Here is a 15743-nt window from a genome sequence, read left to right as displayed (position 1 = left end):
ATGAGGCGGAACACTTTTGCAAGCAGGCGCTTGCAAAAGTTAGCAACGGTCGGCAGTATCGAGGCATGGCATCACTCAACGTCGGCAATCTCGGCGAGTACCTGCGTGAGCAGCGGCGTACCGCGCAGCTCTCCCTGCGGCAGCTCGCCGACGCCGCCGGAGTGTCCAATCCGTATCTCAGCCAGATCGAGCGAGGTCTGCGCAAGCCGAGTGCCGAGGTGCTGCAGCAGGTCGCCAAGGCCCTGCGGATCTCGGCCGAGACGCTGTACGTGCGGGCCGGGATCCTCGATGAGCGGGAGCGGGAGGAACTGGAGACGCGGGCGGTCATATTGGCCGATCCGTCGATCAACGAGCGGCAGAAGAACGTTCTTCTGCAGATCTACGACTCCTTCCGCCGAGAGAACGGATTCGATGTCGCGTCCGACACCGACGCCGGGATCCACGGTGCCGCCGCCGCGGAGAGCAGAATCGACGCGGAGAGCGGCGCCGGCGACGCGACCGACGCCGGCACGGACGACCGCGGCCCCCGCACGGCCGGCGGCAGTGATGCAGACCCACCCCTCAACTGACTTCGATGTTCCGGGAGGACCACAGTCATGGCCATCACCGATGACCTGCGCAAGACCCTCACCGACCCGACCCCCCTCTACTTCGCCGCCGGCACGGCCGATCTCGCCGTCGAGCAGGCGCGCAAGGTCCCGGCCCTGATCGACCAGCTGCGGGCCGAGGCGCCCGAGCGGATCGAGGCCGTGCGCAACACCGACCCCAAGGCCGTCCAGGAGCGGGTCACCACGCAGGCCAGGGAGGCCCAGGCCACCGTCCAGGCGAAGGTGAGCGAGGTCTTCGGGTCGCTGGACACCGACCTGAAGAAGTGGGGCGAGAGCGCTCAGGACCTGGCGCTGCGGAGCGTGGGTGTGGCCGCCGAGTACGCGGTCCGTGCCCGTGAGACGTACGAGAAGGTCGCCGAGCGCGGCGAGCTCACCGTGCGCACCTGGCGCGGCGAGACGGCCGACGAGATCGTGGAGATCGCCGCCGTCGTCGAGGCGGAGCCGAAGGCGGTGCCGAAGCAGAAGTCCGAGACCGCCGTGAAGGCGACGCCCGTGAAGGCGACGCCCGTCAAGCCCGCGACGCAGGCGAAGCCGGCGACCCCCGCCGCGAAGAAGCCCGCGCCGAAGGCCGCCGAGTCGAAGGCGGCGCCCGTCGCGTCGGCGAAGAAGCCCGCGCCCGTGCGCAAGCCCGCGGCGAAGAAGACCACCCCGCCGTCCGCGAAGTAGCGGAAGCGGTCCCTGGCTGCCGACGGACGGGCTGTCGAAGACGACTGCCGAGAGACGGCTGCCGGAAGAACGGGCTGCCGGAAGAACGGGCCGCCGGAAGAACGGGCCGGGCACCTTTGAGGGTGCCCGGGTCGTTGTCCCGGTACCTTGGCCGCGAGGGCTCATCCATTGATTAGGCGGTGCTCACCGTGTTGCTCGAAGCATTCGGCTCGATCCTCCAGATGCTGTACCTGGCCATGCTCGTCCTGGCCGTGGTCGCGCTGGTCTTCGCGGTGACGGCGCGCGAGGACGCCTACCGCGCCGCGGACAAGCAGAAGAAGTCCTTCTGGCTGATCATCCTCGGGATCACCGTGTTCGTGAACCTGGTCATCCCGATCCTCTTCCTGCAGATCGCGGGCGTGGTCGCGTCCATCGTCTTCATGGTGGACGTGCGGCCGGCGATCAAGGCCGTGTCGGGCGGCGGCCGTCGCGGCGGTTCGAGCAGCGACGGGCCGTACGGTCCCTACAACGGCGGGCGCTGAGCGCGCGCGGGCGAAGCCGTACCGGGGCGGGAGCGCACGGCGCTCCTGCCCTTCCGGCGTATCAGGGCCTCGTCGCGTTCCAGCAGCAGGACCGCCACGTCGTCGGTCAGCTCGCCGCCGTTCAGTTCCTGCACCTGGGTGACGGCGGCCTCCAGCAGCGCCTCGCCGCCGAGTCCCTGGTCCAGCCGCCCGTTGATCATCGCGACCATGCCGTCCTGGCCGAGCCGCTGGGTCCTTTCGAGCCCGACGCGGCCCTCGATCAGCCCGTCGGTGTACATCATGAGGCTCCAGGAGCCGCCGAGCTCGACCTGCCGGCGAGGCCAGCGGGCGTGCGGCAGCAGCCCGAGCGCGGGGCCGCCGTCCTCGTAGGGGAGCAGGTGGGCCGCCCTGCCCTGGCGGGCGATCAGCGGCGCGGGGTGGCCCGCGATGCACAGTCCGGCGCGGCGGCCGTCGGGGGCGATGTCGACGGTGCAGAGCGTCGCGAAGATCTCCTCGCTCTGCCGCTCGTGCTCCAGCACCTGCTGCATCGTGGACAGCAGGGCGTCGCCGCAGAGCCCGGCCAGGGTCAGCGCACGCCAGGCGATGCGCAGTTCGACGCCGAGCGCCGCCTCGTCCGGGCCGTGTCCGCAGACGTCGCCGATCATCGCGTGGACCGTGCCGTCGGGGGTGCGCACCGTGTCGTAGAAGTCGCCGCCGAGCAGGGCGCGGCTGCGGCCCGGACGGTAATGGGCGGCGAAGGCGAGGTCGGAGCCGTCGAGAAGCGGGGTGGGCAGCAGTCCACGTTCCAGCCGGGCGTTCTCCTGGGCCCGCAGCCGGGACTCGGTCAGCTGGTGCTGCGCGATGTCCGCCCGCTTGCGCTCGACGGCGTACCGGATGGCGCGGCTGAGGAGGCGGCCGTCGAGCTCGCCGCGGAAGAGGTAGTCCTGGGCGCCGACGCGCACGGCCTCGGCGGCCCGCTCCGCGTCGTCCTCCGCGGTGAGTGCGAGGACGGCGTGGCGCGGTGCGATGCGCAGGACGTGCTTGAGCGTGGCCAGCCCGTCGGGCTGGGTGCCGGTGCCCTCGCGTGCGCCGACGGGCAGTGTCGCCGACTCCAGCTCCAGGTCGAGCAGGATGCAGTCGACGTCGTCCGTGAGCAGTCGTCCGGCCTCGGTGAGGTTGCGGGCGGTCCGGACTCGGATCCGTGCCCCGGTGGTCGACGACAGCTCGGGGACGGTGAAGGTGCCCGCAGGGTCGTCCTCGATCACCAGCAGTGTGAGGTCGGCGCCGTGAGTGGTCTCCGCAGCGGGAACGGCACGTTGCTGCGGTACGGGTACGGGCATCGGTTCGGGTTTCCTTCCCTCCCCCCGAGGGCGCGGCGGGACGACGATCGACGACCCGCCGACGGGGACGATAGCGGTCCGCGGCCGGTGAACGGAATGCCGCAGGGTGATCTTCGGGTGTCATATGCGCGGCCATAAGCCGCGTCCCACCACGGATCCGGCGTGATGGGCGCACATGAAACGGACATGAGGTCATGACGAACATCACGCCTCGCACACACGATCCACGCGCGGTCGTGCGGCTGGGATGCGGTGTGCGTCACGCGGTCCCCGGCACGGGCGGTCTCCCGCGCCGGGCGCCTACTTGTCGGGGCGGACCACGCCGAGGATCTGCATCGAGCCGGCGCCCGCGAGCGTGACGTTCCTGCCGGGCCGCGGGGCGTGCACGATCGAGCCGTCGCCGACGTACATCCCGACGTGGCTGGCGTCGCTGTGGTAGATGATCAGGTCGCCCGGGCGCATGTCGTGGATGGGAATGCGGGGCAGCCGGCGCCACTGCTCCTGGGACGTCCGGGGGATCGGCCGCTTCGCCGCCGCCCAGGCCTGCGAGGTCAGCCCCGAGCAGTCGTACGATCCCGGGCCCTCGGCTCCCCATACGTACGGCTTGCCGATCTGGGCGGTGGCGAAGGCGAGCGCCGCCTTTCCGCTCGCGCTCGCCTCACGGTTGATGTCGTCGAGCGCGCCGGAGGAGAGCCAGGCCGCCTGCGCCGTCGACGCGGCGTCCTTCTCCAGCTGGAGGAGCCTGGCCTGCTCCTCCTTCGCGAGCTGCGACTCGATCTTCTTCGCGGCCGCTATCTGCGCGTTGATGCTCTTCTTCGCCTTGGCCTGCTTGAGGCGACCGGCTTCGAGCTTCTCCCAGTTGAGGTTCGCGTCCTGGGTGTACGTCTCCAAGTCCTCCTGGGCCTGCTCCAGTTCGGTGAGCATGCCCTTGGTGGCCTGCTGGCCCTGCCTCGCCTGGTTGATGCCGTCCAGGAAGAAGTACGGGTCGCCGCTCAGCACGAGCTGCGCGCCCGGGGGGAGTCCGCCGCTGCGGTACTGCTCGCGGGCCTGCGCTCCGGCCCTGTCCTTCAGCTCGGCGATCTTCGTCCGGCCTTCGGTGATCGACTTGGTCAGCCGGACGATCTCACCGGACTGCTTCTCGGCCTGCTCCTCGGCGAGGTTGTACGCGTCCGTGGCCGCCCCGGCCTTGCGGTAGAGGGTGTCGATCTCCTGCCGCACCTCTTCGAGGGTCTTCCCTCCGGCGGTGGGTGCCGTGGCGGTCGGCGTGGGCTCGGGTACGGGGGCGGCCATGGCCTGGACCGGCGCGGTCAGCAGGGCCAGTGCGCAGACCAGAGTGATCGCGGCAGCGGCACAGTGGCGTCGGTTCACGAGCTCCCCCTCCGGGCGAATGGCAACGAAAGCCATATCGCGTACATGTGACTTACCGTCAGTAACGTTTGAGTGACGACGCGATCGTGCCATGTTGCCCCGTAAAGCAACAGAGGTCCGCCGCGCCGGGCCCGTCACACTGGTGACGAACGGTGATCCACCGGGGTTCCCGGATCCGGCCGGTTTCCGCCGGTTGCCGCCCTCCGTGCGCGCCGGTTCGTCTGCACCCGGCCAGGCGTCCTGCCGGCATTCAGCCGGAGTTCAAGGTGGCCCGGGACGCAGTGCCGACCAGAGGACCGTGATCTCTCCCTGCCGCCATCGGCGTACTCCGTCCGTCAGGGGCCAGTCGGCGGACACGGTGCGGGCGGCCGCGATCCAGCGCTGCCGCGCGCCGAGCGACGCGTAGGGAGACGCGGTGGCCCACGCCCGGTCGAGGTCGCGCAGGAAGGCGTGGACCGGCTCTCCCGGGACGTTGCGGTGGATCAGGGCCTTGGGCAGGCGCTCGGCGAGGTCGGAAGGGCGGTCCAGGGAACCGAGGCGCGTGGCGAAGGTGACCGTGCGCGGCCCCTCGGGTCCGAGTGCGACCCACACGTGGCGGCGGCCGATCTCGTCGCAGGTGCCCTCGACCAGCAGGCCGTCCGGGGCGAGCCGGGCGCACAGCCGCCGCCAGACGGCGGCGACCTCGCCCTCGTCGTACTGGCGGAGCACGTTCGCCGCCCGGATGAGGGTGGGGCGGCCGGGCAGGGGGATCTCGAAACCGCCGTGGACGAAGGTGAGGCCCTCGCGCTCGTAGGGCCGCGCCGCGGCGACCCGCTCCGGGTCGATCTCGATGCCGGTGACAGTGGTGCGGGGTTCGGCGGTACGCAGCCGCTCCAGCAGTTCGACCGCGGTCCAGGGGGCTGCCCCGTAGCCGAGGTCGACCGCGGCCGGGGCGTCGCTGCGGCGCAGGGCGGGGCCGTGGGTGGCGGCAATCCAGCGGTCCATACGGCGGAGCCGATTGGGGTTGGTGGTCCCGCGTGTCGCGGTGCCGATGGGGCGCTGGTGCATGACAGGGAGCGTATGCGAAGCGCCGACGGGCAGGTGTGGCGACGAGTGGCGGGCGGCGAGGCGCGCCGAGCGAATCGTAATGATTCGGCAAAGCGGAAATGAACGAGCCAGTTCCGCTGTTCTGGTCCCCGAAGGGGTCGTGTGCCCCGTACGTGTCATGCCCCGAGCGAGGAGGAGCGGGACCGTGAGCCAGTACGTCTCCCGGCTCGGCAGCGGCCGTGCGGCACCCCGGATCCGCTTTCCGGGCGGTTTCGCGGGCGGCCACCGCAAGCCGCGCCGCGTCGCCATGCTCTCCGTCCACACCTCGCCCCTGCACCAGCCCGGCACGGGCGACGCGGGCGGCATGAACGTCTACATCGTCGAGCTGGCCAGGCGTCTCGCCGCGATCGGCATCGAGGTCGAGATCTTCACGCGTGCCACCACCGGCGGGCTGGCGCCGACGGTCGAGATGGCGCCCGGCGTCCTGGTCCGCCACATCGACGCCGGGCCGTACGAGGGCCTCGCCAAGGAGGAGCTGCCTGCCCAGCTCTGCGCCTTCACACACGGCGTGATGCAGGCATGGGCCGGCCAGCGCCCCGGCTACTACGACCTCGTCCACTCGCACTACTGGCTCTCCGGACAGGTCGGCTGGCTCGCAGCCCAGCGCTGGGGCGTGCCCCTCGTCCACGCCATGCACACCATGGCGAAGGTCAAGAACGCCGCACTCGCCGAGGGCGACACCCCCGAGCCCGCCGCGCGTGTCATCGGCGAGACCCAGATCGTCCACGCCTCCGACCGCCTCATCGCCAACACGGCGGGTGAAGCGGACGAACTCATCCGCTTCTACGACGCGGATCCGGCCTCGGTCGCCGTCGTGCACCCCGGGGTGAACCTGGAACGTTTCTGCCCCGCCGACGGTCGCGCCGCCGCCCGGGCCCGGCTGGGGCTGCCCCAGGACGCCCTGATCCCGCTGTTCGCCGGGCGCATCCAGCCGTTGAAGGCGCCGGACGTGCTGTTGCGAGCGGTGGCCGTGCTCCTCGACCGCGACCCCTCGCTGCGCTCGCGCATCGTCGTCCCCGTCGTCGGAGGCCCCAGCGGCAGCGGTCTCGCCAAGCCCGAGGGCCTGCAGAAGCTGGCCGCACGCCTGGGTATCGCGGATGTCGTCCGCTTCCACCCGCCGGTCTGCCAGGACCAGCTCGCCGACTGGTTCAGGGCGGCGTCCGTGCTGGTCATGCCCTCCTACAGCGAGTCCTTCGGACTCGTCGCCATAGAGGCACAGGCGACCGGTACGCCGGTGCTCGCAGCGGCCGTCGGCGGCCTGCCGGTGGCGGTCCAGGACGGCACCAGCGGTTTCCTCATCCCCGGCCACGACCCGGAGGCGTACGCCCAGGCGCTGGGCCGGTTCGCCGGAAGCCCCGAGCTTGCCGGACGGATGGGGGCCGCGGCCGCCGCCCACGCCCAGTCGTTCGGCTGGGACGCGGCGGCGTCGGCCACCGCCGACGTCTACACGGCCGCGATGCAGCACCGACGTCGCGCCCGCTCGCACCACCACTGAGCCGTCGCCCCGCCGAGCAGCCCGGCCGTCGCACCGCGGCCGGGGCTCGCGGGGCACCCTGTCGTACGCTCGGACCATGGCTGACGTATCCGGTGGGACAGCAGCGGCGCAGGTCGTCGAGGCGACGCTGAACGACGCGGAACTCGAATGGGAGAGCCCCGAGCCCGGCACCTACGTCGTGAAGCTCCCGGGCACGCGAAAGCTGTCCACGACCTGTTCCCTGCGCGTCGGGCAGCACTCCCTCTCCCTCAACGCGTTCGTCATCCGCCACCCGGACGAGAACGACGCCGCCGTGCACCGCTGGCTCCTGGAGCACAACCTCCGTCTCTTCGGCGTGAGTTACGCGATCGACCAGCTCGGCGACATCTACCTGACCGGCCGGCTCCCGCTGTCGGTCGTCACCCCCGCAGAGCTCGACCGGCTGCTCGGCGCGGTCCTCGAAGCGGCGGACGGCGCGTTCAACCCGCTGCTCGAACTGGGCTTCGCGAGCGCGATCCGCAAGGAGTACGCCTGGCGGGTGGAGCGGGGGGAGTCCACCCGCAACCTGGACGCCTTCACACACCTCACGCGGCGCCCCTCCTGAGTGGATGTCGTCGAGCAAGCCGACGGCTCCTGGCTTTTGCACGGCATCCACGGGCCCCGCGGCGCCTTCACAGGCTGATCACAGCAGAATCACGATCACATCCCGTGGCCAGGCGGAACGGCTGCCGGACTGGTGTCCGATCGTAGAGTGTTCCGCACCGCGACAACCCTCCTGAGAAGGTCCTGAATACCTGCTTCGGGGAGGGGTGTTGCTCCTTCGTACCGAGAGTTGAACGAACCATGCGCGCCACCGCCGTACGCCGTACCGCCCTCGCCGCCTCCGCCGCGTGCCTCGCCCTGCTCGCCACCGCCTGCGGCGGCTCGGACTCCGGCGGCAAGGGTGACAGCGCCGCGCCGGGTGCCAAGGACGACGCGGGCACGTCCGCGGTCAAGGCCCTCACGACGGCCGAACTGGAGAAGGTGTCGCTGGAGCAGGGCGACGTCGACGGATACAAGATCTCCAAGACGGGACCGGAGGACATCGTCGCGCCCGAGGCCGTCACCGTGGACAAGAAGGAGTGCCAGCCGATCGGGTTCGCGTTCTACGGCGTGAAGCGAGGCACCCCGGTGGGCAACTCCGGGCGCAAGGCCGTCGAGGAGCCCAAGAAGAAGAAGTCCGCCCCCGGGGACCTGAAGGACGCCATGAACGGCGCGCTCGACATGACGTCGTCCCTGGTCACGCTGGCCTCGTACGACGGTGACGGTGCCGAGAAGAACCTGGCCGAACTGAGGGAGTCCGCAGCCAAGTGCGCGACGGGCGGGTTCACTCTGACGATGAAGGACACGAGGCAGACGATCACCTCGCTGACCGAGGAGAAGGTGGCCGGTGGTGACGAGGCCGTCGCCTGGAGGGTGCAGATGGGGAAGGGCGAGTCCGCGGTCCCCTTCAAGCTCGTGAGCCTCCGCAAGGGCGGCACGGTCGCCACGTTCTTCTCCTTCAACCTCGGCGCGACGGGCGAGAAGTCCGACTTCGACAAGCCGACCGCCGTCATCGACGCGCAGGCCGGGAAGCTCGGCTGATCCTCGGGCTGTCAGGGCCGGGCAGGCGGGGCGGGGGCGGGCAGGACGGCTCCCGCCCCTGCGCAGTCCAGGAGGGTGCGTCCCAGGGGAGCGGCCGCCCTACGGCAGGGGGACGAGCCTGACGACGGTGACCGTCAGCACGGTTCCGGAGACGTAGTAGAGGACGATGGCCCCGCCCACGGTCGCCTCGCGCCGGTCGCGTTCGAGCTTGACGGCGCTGGAGGCGTGTCCGTAGGGATCGAGGCCGAGGGTGCGCGCCATCTCGCCGCGGAACGCGTCACCGTCGCGCATCTTGGCCAACGTGTCGTCGGCGGGCGGGGCGTAGGAGATGCGGAAACTCAAGCGACGTTCCGCCTCTCGGCCTCGTCCTGGGCCAGCCGGTCAAGAATCTTCTCGGCCTCGGGATCGGGCACGGCCTCGAGCATCCAGTGACGCATCACCGCCTGGATCTCGTGCACCCCGGCCTCGTTGATCGCGCTGTCGAACTCCTCGCGTCTCTCGTCGGGGAGCGCGGCGCGGATCGCTGGGATGCTGTTGGGAACCTCGACCTCGGTCCCGCCGACGAAGGTCCTCAGAGACTCGCCCATGATGGTTCTCCCCGATCTCCTTGCTCTCCGCGCCCCGCCTGCCCGTACGGCGCGGGGTGTGCACCTGGGTAACGGGCAGGTGTGGGGGTCAGGTTAGCGGGTGCGGCCACGGGCGCAGCGTACGCAGAACGGCCCCACGCCGGCCGGGCCGTCCCCCAACGCGGCTGCTGTGAACGGTTGATGAAGGAGCGAACTCGGGTATCGGCTGTCCGGCCCGGAACCACGGCGCCCTGCCGTTCGGCACCTGCCTCAGCGAGTCGCCGCCGGTCAAGCGGCTTCCCCCGAGCTCGGGGCGCCGCGCTCTCCTATGGCCGCGGCCGCTGTCTTCGGGTCCACCAAATCGGCACGACACGGCGGTTGAGGGATCGTACGCTCCGAGTTCGAGAGAGGGGGAGGGCCATGGCGGACGACTACTTCTTGCTGGTGTGCGACGGCATCCCCCATGACGTCGTGCTCACCGATCCCGGCATCCGCGTGCTGGACGTCGCGCAGGTCGTGCGCCGACTGACCGGCCTGAGTCTCTGGCGTAGCAAAGCCCTGGCCGTGCAGGTTCCCGCTCTGATCCTCGACGGCGTATCTCAGGAAGACGCTGAGGCGGCTGTCACGGCCCTCCTTGCTGCGGGAGCACTGGCGCAGATGAGGGAACAGCCGGGGCCGGACTTCCTCAAGTCCTGAGATGAAGCGATCGACCGGCTGACGGCCCACAGTCGCCCAACACACCGAAAAGCCCCCCACCACGCGGAAAACCCGCAGGTGGGGGGCTTCTTCAGCTCTGCTTACTTCTTCTTGCCCTGGTTCTTCACAGCCTCGATCGCAGCCTTCGCCGCGTCCGGGTCCAGGTAGGTGCCGCCCGGCTTCAGGGGGCGGAAGTCGGCGTCCAGCTCGTAGGAGAGCGGGATGCCGGTCGGGATGTTGAGGCCCGAGATGGCGTCGTCGGAGATGCCGTCCAGGTGCTTCACCAGGCCGCGGAGGCTGTTGCCGTGGGCGGCGACCAGGACGGTCTTGCCGTCGAGGAGGTCCGGGACGATGCCGTCGTACCAGTACGGCAGCATGCGCTCGACGACGTCCTTGAGGCACTCCGTGCGCGGGCGCAGTTCCGTCGGGATCGTCGCGTAGCGCGGGTCGGCGCTCTGCGAGAACTCCGCGCCGTCTTCGAGCGCCGGCGGCGGGGTGTCGTAGGAGCGGCGCCACAGCATGAACTGCTCCTCGCCGAACTCGGCGAGCGTCTGGGCCTTGTCCTTGCCCTGCAGCGCGCCGTAGTGGCGCTCGTTCAGCCGCCAGGAGCGGTGGACGGGGATCCAGTGGCGGTCCGCTGCCTCGAGCCCGAGCTGGGCGGTGCGGATCGCGCGCTTCTGGAGGGAGGTGTGCACGACGTCGGGGAGCAGGCCGGCGTCCTTGAGCAGCTCACCGCCGCGTACCGCCTCCTTCTCGCCCTTGTCGGTGAGGTCTACGTCCACCCATCCGGTGAACAGGTTCTTCGCGTTCCATTCGCTCTCGCCGTGGCGGAGGAGGATCAGCTTGTACGGTGCGTCGGCCATGGGTCCGAGCGTAATCGAACCCGAACGGGCTCCGCGCGCCCGGCCAAGGGGCGGACCGCGGCCGCCGCGGGGGCCTGGCGATTGACGGGCGGCGTCAATTGAGTGGCGGTCGGAGATTTCACCTTCGTAATGTTCGGACAGCTGCGGTACCGCTTACAGGTCCGCGTCCATTCCTTACGTCCCTGGGGGAAGTTTTTATGTCCGTCGCCGGTCTCAGAAAGGCGGCACACGAGACGGTCGCCGGCTTCCCCCGGGAGTTCTGGTGGCTGTGGACCAGCACACTGGTCAACCGTCTCGGGGCCTTCGTCGCCACGTTCATGGCGCTCTACCTGACCCTGGACCGGGGCTACTCGGCCTCGTACGCCGGTCTCGTCGCCGCGCTCCACGGGCTCGGCGGGGTCGTCTCGTCGCTGGGTGCCGGGGTGATGACGGACCGGATCGGCCGCCGGCCGACGATGCTGATCGCGCAGTTGTCGACCGCGGTGTCCGTCGCCGTGCTCGGGTTCATGGTGCACCCGGTGGCGATCGCGGGCGTGGCGTTCGTCGTCGGCATGGCGAGCAACGCCTCGCGCCCCGCCGTGCAGGCGATGATGGCCGACATCGTCCGCCCCGAGGACCGGGTGCGGGCCTTCTCGCTCAACTACTGGGCCGTCAACCTGGGGTTCGCCGTCTCATCGGCAGGTGCGGGGTTCATCGCCGAGTACAGCTACCTCGCCGGCTTCATGGGCGAAGCCGCCCTGACCCTGGTGTGCGCCGTCGTCGTCTTCCTCAAGGTGCCGGAGTCCAGGCCGGAGCAGGCGCCCCGGGTCGCCGGGGTCCGCCCGCCGGACGACGTGCGGCTGAGCACGGTCCTGCGCGACGGGCGCTACATGGGCGTCGTCGGGCTGTCGTTCCTTGTCGCGCTGATCTTCCAGCAGGGGTACGTCGGGCTGCCGGTGGCCATGGGCGCGGACGGGCTGTCCGCTTCGGACTTCGGTACGGCCATCGCCGTCAACGGGGTACTGATCGTGGTCCTCCAGATCCCCGTGACCCGCTTCATCCAGCACCGCGATCCGCGCCGGCTGCTGATCATCTCGTCCTTGCTCGCCGGGTACGGGTTCGGGCTGACCGCCTTCGCCGGATCCGTCGGGGTGTACGCGCTGACGGTCTGCGTATGGACCCTCGCGGAGATCGTCAACGCGCCGACGCAGACGGGCATCGTCGTACAGCTGTCCCCGTCGCACGGCCGTGGCCGCTACCAGGGGATGTACACGATGTCCTGGTCGGTGGCGGCGCTGGTCGCCCCGCTGATGTCCGGCTTCGTGATCGACCACTACGGCGCGGCCTGGCTCTGGGGGACCTGCGCGGTATTGGGCACCGTCACTGCCGCCGGCTACTGGCTGCTGATGCGGAAGCTCGAACTGCCGGGTGCGGTGAAGGCCGCGCAGGCGGCTCCCGTCGCACCCGCGGCGCCCGCGACCCAGGCGTCACTGGCCGCACCGGCCGTCGTGGTCGCGCACGAGGCGGCGCCTGCCGACCGGGCCGTCGCTGCGGGGCCCGGGGGCACCGGCTCGTCCCTCTGAGAGCGCGCGACGGCGGTGCCCCGCAGCGGACAGGTGTCCTCTGCGGGGCACCGCCGTCGCGTTGCCGGGCCGGGGTCAGCCGCCGCACTGGCAGGGAGCGCCGGACTGGCAGCCGCACCCGCAGCCCGAGCCGCAGCCGCAGGCCCCCAGCACGGTGAGATGCACCACTTCGGTCGGGGGCTCCTGCTGGGGTTCGGTCACGGGGGAATCGGCCATGGTCCCTCCTCAGGGAGTACGACTCGACGGCGTACGGCACATGCGCGCTGTGCGTCGTGCACGGCGCGAACATGACGACGGCGGGGGATGTACGGCATGGCGCGCCGCCCCCGCACCCATTGCATGCCCCGTCAGGAGGGCGCATCAACGGCGCACGTAGGGGAACAGACGTACGGGCGCGGTGGTCGTCGCGCCCTTCGCGCCCCCTTCACCGAGGCCGGAGCCCCCGACGGGCCCCCGCCGGTGGCGGGGCCCCCGACCGCCCCCCACGAGGCAGGAGCCCCGTCGCCGGGGCCGGAGCCCTACGCCCCGTCCACCGAGGCCGGAGCCTGCATCTCGTCCGCGTGCTCACCCGTGACCAGGTAGACGACGCGCTTGGCGACCGATACGGCGTGGTCGGCGAAGCGCTCGTAGTACCGGCCGAGCAGCGTCACGTCGACGGCCGTCTCGATGCCGTGCTTCCAGCGGTCGTCCATCAGGTGCTGGAACAGCGTGCGGTGCAGCAGATCCATCTCGTCGTCGTCCTGCTCCAGCTGGAGTGCCAGGTCGACGTCCTTGGTGATGATGACCTCGGCGGACTTCGCCATCAGCCGCTGGGCGAGCTGGCCCATCTCCAGGATGGTGGCGTGCAGGTCGTTGGGCACCGCGGTCGCCGGGAAGCGGAGCCGCGCGAGCTTGGCGACGTGCTGGGCGAGGTCGCCCGACCGCTCCAGGTCGGCGCTCATCCGCAGCGAGGTCACCACGATCCGCAGATCCGTGGCGACCGGCTGCTGGCGCGCGAGCAGTGCGATGGCGCGCGCCTCCAGGTCGTGCTGCAGGTCGTCGACCTTCTGGTCCGCGGCGATCACGCTCTCGGCGAGCTTGAGATCGGCGTCGAGCATGGACGTCGTCGCCCGTCCGATGGCCGAGCCGACGAGGCGGGCCATCTCGACCAGGCCCTCGCCGATCGAATCGAGTTCCTCGTGATAAGCGTCGCGCATGGAAGTCCCTCTCCAGATCCTTGCTGAGGCCGGGGTCACTGGGCCGACCCCCACGCTGCCACGGTGCGGCCCCAACGCGTCGGGATCCGGCCTCCTAAGTGAACCGTCACTATCCCCTTGGTGAACTCTGGGCGACGAGTGTTCGAGATGGCACTCGGATGGCTGGGAGAGTGTCGGCGACCCCGCATAACCTTGAAGCATGGACGTGAACGCGGCGGTCGCCGCAGCTGCCGCGATCGCCGGGCTCTGTACCGGTGTGATCGCTGTGCTGGCGTTCCGCTGGAGCGAGCGCGAGCAGAAGCGGCCGACGCGCACGTCCCTGCGGCCCGACAGCAACGCCCCGCTGCCCCCGGGGGTCGACACCGTCCTCTCCGTACTCAGCTCGTCCGCGGTCGTGCTCGACGAGAGCGACAGCGTGGTCAAAGCCAGCTCCGCCGCGTATGCGCTGGGCCTGGTCAGGGGCGGTCGCCTGGCCGTGGAGCCGATGCTCCACATGGCCAGGGACACCCGCCGGGACGGCGAGATACGTCAGGGGGAGCTGGACCTGCCGCGCCGGGGCACGGGCCGCGGCGAGGCCTTGGCCGTTTCCGCCAGGGTGGCTCCGCTGGGGTCACGCCTGGTCCTGCTCCTGGTCGAGGACCTCACGGAGGCGCGCCGCATAGAAGCGGTCCGGCGCGACTTCGTCGCCAACGTCAGCCATGAGCTCAAGACCCCGGTGGGTGCGCTCTCGCTGCTCTCCGAGGCCGTCATGGACGCCTCCGACGATCCGGAGGCGGTGGAGAGGTTCGCCGGCCGCATGCAGATCGAGGCGACCCGGCTGACCAACCTCGTGCAGGAGCTCATCGACCTCTCCCGGGTGCAGAACGACGACCCGCTGGAGGACGCCGAACCCGTACGCGTGGAGGAGTTGGTCGTCGAGGCCATCGACCGGTGCCGCCAGCAGGCGGGCTCCAAGCAGATCACCATGGCCTCGGGCGGCACGGAGGAGCTCTTCGTCTGGGGCAACCGCGGCCAGCTCGCGGCCGCACTCGGCAATCTCGTGGAGAACGCCGTCAACTACAGCCCCGCCCGTACGCGCGTCGGTATCGCCGCTCGTCGGCTCGCCGCGCCCGGCGGGGATCTCATCGAGATAGCCGTGACCGACCAGGGCATCGGCATCTCCGAGAAGGACCGCGAGCGGGTCTTCGAGCGGTTCTACCGCGTCGATCCGGCCCGATCGAGGGCCACCGGTGGCACCGGTCTCGGCCTCGCCATCGTCAAGCATGTGGCCGCCTCGCACGGCGGGGAGGTCACCGTCTGGAGCTCCGAGGGACAGGGCTCCACGTTCACCCTGCGACTGCCCGAGTCGGGCGTCGTGAGGGGTCGTACCAACGGCGGACCGTTCGTCCTCGACGACGCAGTCGACGACGAGGGGCCGTACGAGACCGATACTTTTGAACCATTTCCTGCCCCGGAGGCTCTTCCGTGACCCGAGTGCTTGTCGTCGAGGATGAGGAATCCTTCAGCGACGCCCTGTCCTACATGCTGCGCAAGGAAGGTTTCGAGGTGGCCATCGCGGCCACCGGCCCGGACGGCCTCGACGAGTTCGAGCGCAACGGCGCCGATCTCGTGCTCCTCGACCTGATGCTGCCGGGCCTGCCCGGTACGGAGGTCTGCCGTCAGCTCCGCGTGCGGTCGAACGTCCCGGTGATCATGGTCACCGCCAAGGACAGCGAGATCGACAAGGTCGTCGGCCTGGAGATAGGAGCCGACGACTACGTGACCAAGCCGTTCTCCTCGCGGGAGCTGGTGGCACGCATCCGCGCCGTCCTGCGCCGCCGCGGCGAGCCCGAGGAGATCACGCCGGCGGCCCTGGAGGCCGGTCCGGTCCGGATGGACGTGGACCGTCACGTCGTCACCGTCTCCGGCGGCAAGGTGGACCTCCCGCTGAAGGAGTTCGACCTGCTCGAGATGCTCCTGCGCAACGCCGGGCGCGTACTGACACGTATGCAGCTGATCGACCGGGTGTGGGGCGCGGACTACGTCGGGGACACCAAGACCCTGGACGTCCACGTCAAGCGGCTCCGGGCGAAGATCGAGCCCGATCCGGGGGCGCCGCGTTATCTCGTGACCGTGCGCGGCCTGGGCTACAAGTTCGAGCCGTAAACCGGGCACTGACAGCGTTGTGGGGGGTGTCTCCGGCCGGAGACACCCCC

18 protein-coding genes are annotated in these 15743 nt (G+C 70.5%); 10 read left to right on the top strand and 8 right to left on the bottom strand.

The features are described 5' to 3' along the window. The first annotated feature begins 65 nt into the window (after positions 1 to 65). From OG206_RS14970 to OG206_RS14960, 3 genes are all read left to right on the top strand, one after another. The gene (locus OG206_RS14970; protein WP_327116216.1) at positions 66 to 569 is read left to right on the top strand and encodes a helix-turn-helix domain-containing protein; all 504 of its coding nucleotides are present in this window, start codon (positions 66 to 68) and stop codon (positions 567 to 569) included. 27 nt (positions 570 to 596) lie between these two features. Then, the gene (locus OG206_RS14965) at positions 597 to 1274 is read left to right on the top strand and encodes a hypothetical protein (protein ID WP_327116214.1); all 678 of its coding nucleotides are present in this window, start codon (positions 597 to 599) and stop codon (positions 1272 to 1274) included. A gap of 188 nt (positions 1275 to 1462) precedes the next feature. Continuing rightward, entirely contained in the window at positions 1463 to 1795 is a 333-nt protein-coding gene (locus OG206_RS14960; protein WP_327116213.1) for a DUF2516 family protein, read from the top strand. On the opposite strand, the gene OG206_RS14955 is transcribed toward OG206_RS14960, so the two are convergent. The 3 genes from OG206_RS14955 to OG206_RS14945 all read right to left on the bottom strand — a co-directional run bounded on the left by OG206_RS14955 (position 1777) and on the right by OG206_RS14945 (position 5529). After that, positions 1777 to 3114 (bottom strand): PP2C family protein-serine/threonine phosphatase, encoded by a 1338-nt coding sequence (locus tag OG206_RS14955; protein ID WP_327116211.1) that lies wholly within the window; start codon positions 3112 to 3114, stop codon positions 1777 to 1779. The genes OG206_RS14960 and OG206_RS14955 overlap by 19 nt on opposite strands. Positions 3115 to 3414: 300 nt before the next feature. Beyond that, the gene (locus OG206_RS14950) at positions 3415 to 4482 is read right to left on the bottom strand and encodes a C40 family peptidase (RefSeq protein WP_327116209.1); all 1068 of its coding nucleotides are present in this window, start codon (positions 4480 to 4482) and stop codon (positions 3415 to 3417) included. Between the two features lie 261 nt (positions 4483 to 4743). Next, positions 4744 to 5529, bottom strand: a complete 786-nt coding sequence (locus OG206_RS14945) for a class I SAM-dependent methyltransferase (protein WP_327116207.1) — start codon at positions 5527 to 5529, stop codon at positions 4744 to 4746. A gap of 184 nt (positions 5530 to 5713) precedes the next feature. On the opposite strand from OG206_RS14945, the gene mshA reads away from it, so the two are divergent. The 3 genes from mshA (at position 5714) to OG206_RS14930 (ending at position 8665) form a co-directional block, all read left to right on the top strand. After that, a complete protein-coding gene (gene mshA, locus OG206_RS14940) occupies positions 5714 to 7063 on the top strand; it encodes a D-inositol-3-phosphate glycosyltransferase (protein WP_327116205.1) in 1350 nt (449 codons plus the stop codon). A 76-nt stretch (positions 7064 to 7139) separates the two neighbouring features. Next, positions 7140 to 7646, top strand: a complete 507-nt coding sequence (locus OG206_RS14935; protein WP_327116203.1) for a YbjN domain-containing protein — start codon at positions 7140 to 7142, stop codon at positions 7644 to 7646. Between the two features lie 239 nt (positions 7647 to 7885). Further along, on the top strand, positions 7886 to 8665 hold the full coding sequence (locus OG206_RS14930) for a hypothetical protein (protein ID WP_327116201.1): 780 nt from the start codon (positions 7886 to 7888) through the stop codon (positions 8663 to 8665). A 99-nt stretch (positions 8666 to 8764) separates the two neighbouring features. On the opposite strand, the gene OG206_RS14925 is transcribed toward OG206_RS14930, so the two are convergent. Both OG206_RS14925 and OG206_RS14920 read right to left on the bottom strand, forming a co-directional pair. Beyond that, positions 8765 to 9007 (bottom strand): hypothetical protein, encoded by a 243-nt coding sequence (locus OG206_RS14925; RefSeq protein WP_327116199.1) that lies wholly within the window; start codon positions 9005 to 9007, stop codon positions 8765 to 8767. Continuing rightward, the gene (locus tag OG206_RS14920; RefSeq protein ID WP_327116197.1) at positions 9004 to 9252 is read right to left on the bottom strand and encodes a hypothetical protein; all 249 of its coding nucleotides are present in this window, start codon (positions 9250 to 9252) and stop codon (positions 9004 to 9006) included. The genes OG206_RS14925 and OG206_RS14920 overlap by 4 nt, the downstream gene beginning before the upstream one ends. 399 nt (positions 9253 to 9651) lie before the next feature. On the opposite strand from OG206_RS14920, the gene OG206_RS14915 reads away from it, so the two are divergent. After that, a complete protein-coding gene (locus OG206_RS14915) occupies positions 9652 to 9927 on the top strand; it encodes a ribosomal protein L7/L12 (protein WP_327116195.1) in 276 nt (91 codons plus the stop codon). A gap of 101 nt (positions 9928 to 10028) precedes the next feature. On the opposite strand, the gene OG206_RS14910 is transcribed toward OG206_RS14915, so the two are convergent. After that, the gene (locus tag OG206_RS14910) at positions 10029 to 10790 is read right to left on the bottom strand and encodes a phosphoglyceromutase (protein ID WP_327116193.1); all 762 of its coding nucleotides are present in this window, start codon (positions 10788 to 10790) and stop codon (positions 10029 to 10031) included. 197 nt (positions 10791 to 10987) lie between these two features. Between OG206_RS14910 and OG206_RS14905 the strand changes: the two genes are divergently transcribed. Continuing rightward, a complete protein-coding gene (locus OG206_RS14905; protein ID WP_327116191.1) occupies positions 10988 to 12352 on the top strand; it encodes an MDR family MFS transporter in 1365 nt (454 codons plus the stop codon). Between the two features lie 75 nt (positions 12353 to 12427). Here the strand turns inward: OG206_RS14905 and OG206_RS14900 are convergent, their stop codons facing one another. Then, positions 12428 to 12568, bottom strand: a complete 141-nt coding sequence (locus OG206_RS14900) for a hypothetical protein (RefSeq protein ID WP_327116189.1) — start codon at positions 12566 to 12568, stop codon at positions 12428 to 12430. A gap of 302 nt (positions 12569 to 12870) precedes the next feature. Beyond that, positions 12871 to 13548 (bottom strand): phosphate signaling complex protein PhoU, encoded by a 678-nt coding sequence (gene phoU, locus OG206_RS14895; protein ID WP_327116187.1) that lies wholly within the window; start codon positions 13546 to 13548, stop codon positions 12871 to 12873. A 199-nt stretch (positions 13549 to 13747) separates the two neighbouring features. On the opposite strand from phoU, the gene OG206_RS14890 reads away from it, so the two are divergent. Then, positions 13748 to 15016, top strand: a complete 1269-nt coding sequence (locus OG206_RS14890) for a sensor histidine kinase (protein ID WP_327116185.1) — start codon at positions 13748 to 13750, stop codon at positions 15014 to 15016. Continuing rightward, positions 15013 to 15693, top strand: coding sequence for a response regulator transcription factor (locus tag OG206_RS14885; protein WP_327116183.1), 681 nt, complete (start codon positions 15013 to 15015; stop codon positions 15691 to 15693). The genes OG206_RS14890 and OG206_RS14885 overlap by 4 nt, the downstream gene beginning before the upstream one ends. The last annotated feature ends 50 nt before the right edge of the window (positions 15694 to 15743 follow it).

Source organism: Streptomyces sp. NBC_01341, from assembly GCF_035946055.1.
In the GTDB taxonomy this organism is placed as follows: Bacteria; Actinomycetota; Actinomycetes; order Streptomycetales; family Streptomycetaceae; genus Streptomyces.
Note: the sequence above shows the minus strand (reverse complement) of the source record. Positions and strands in the feature narration are given on the sequence as shown.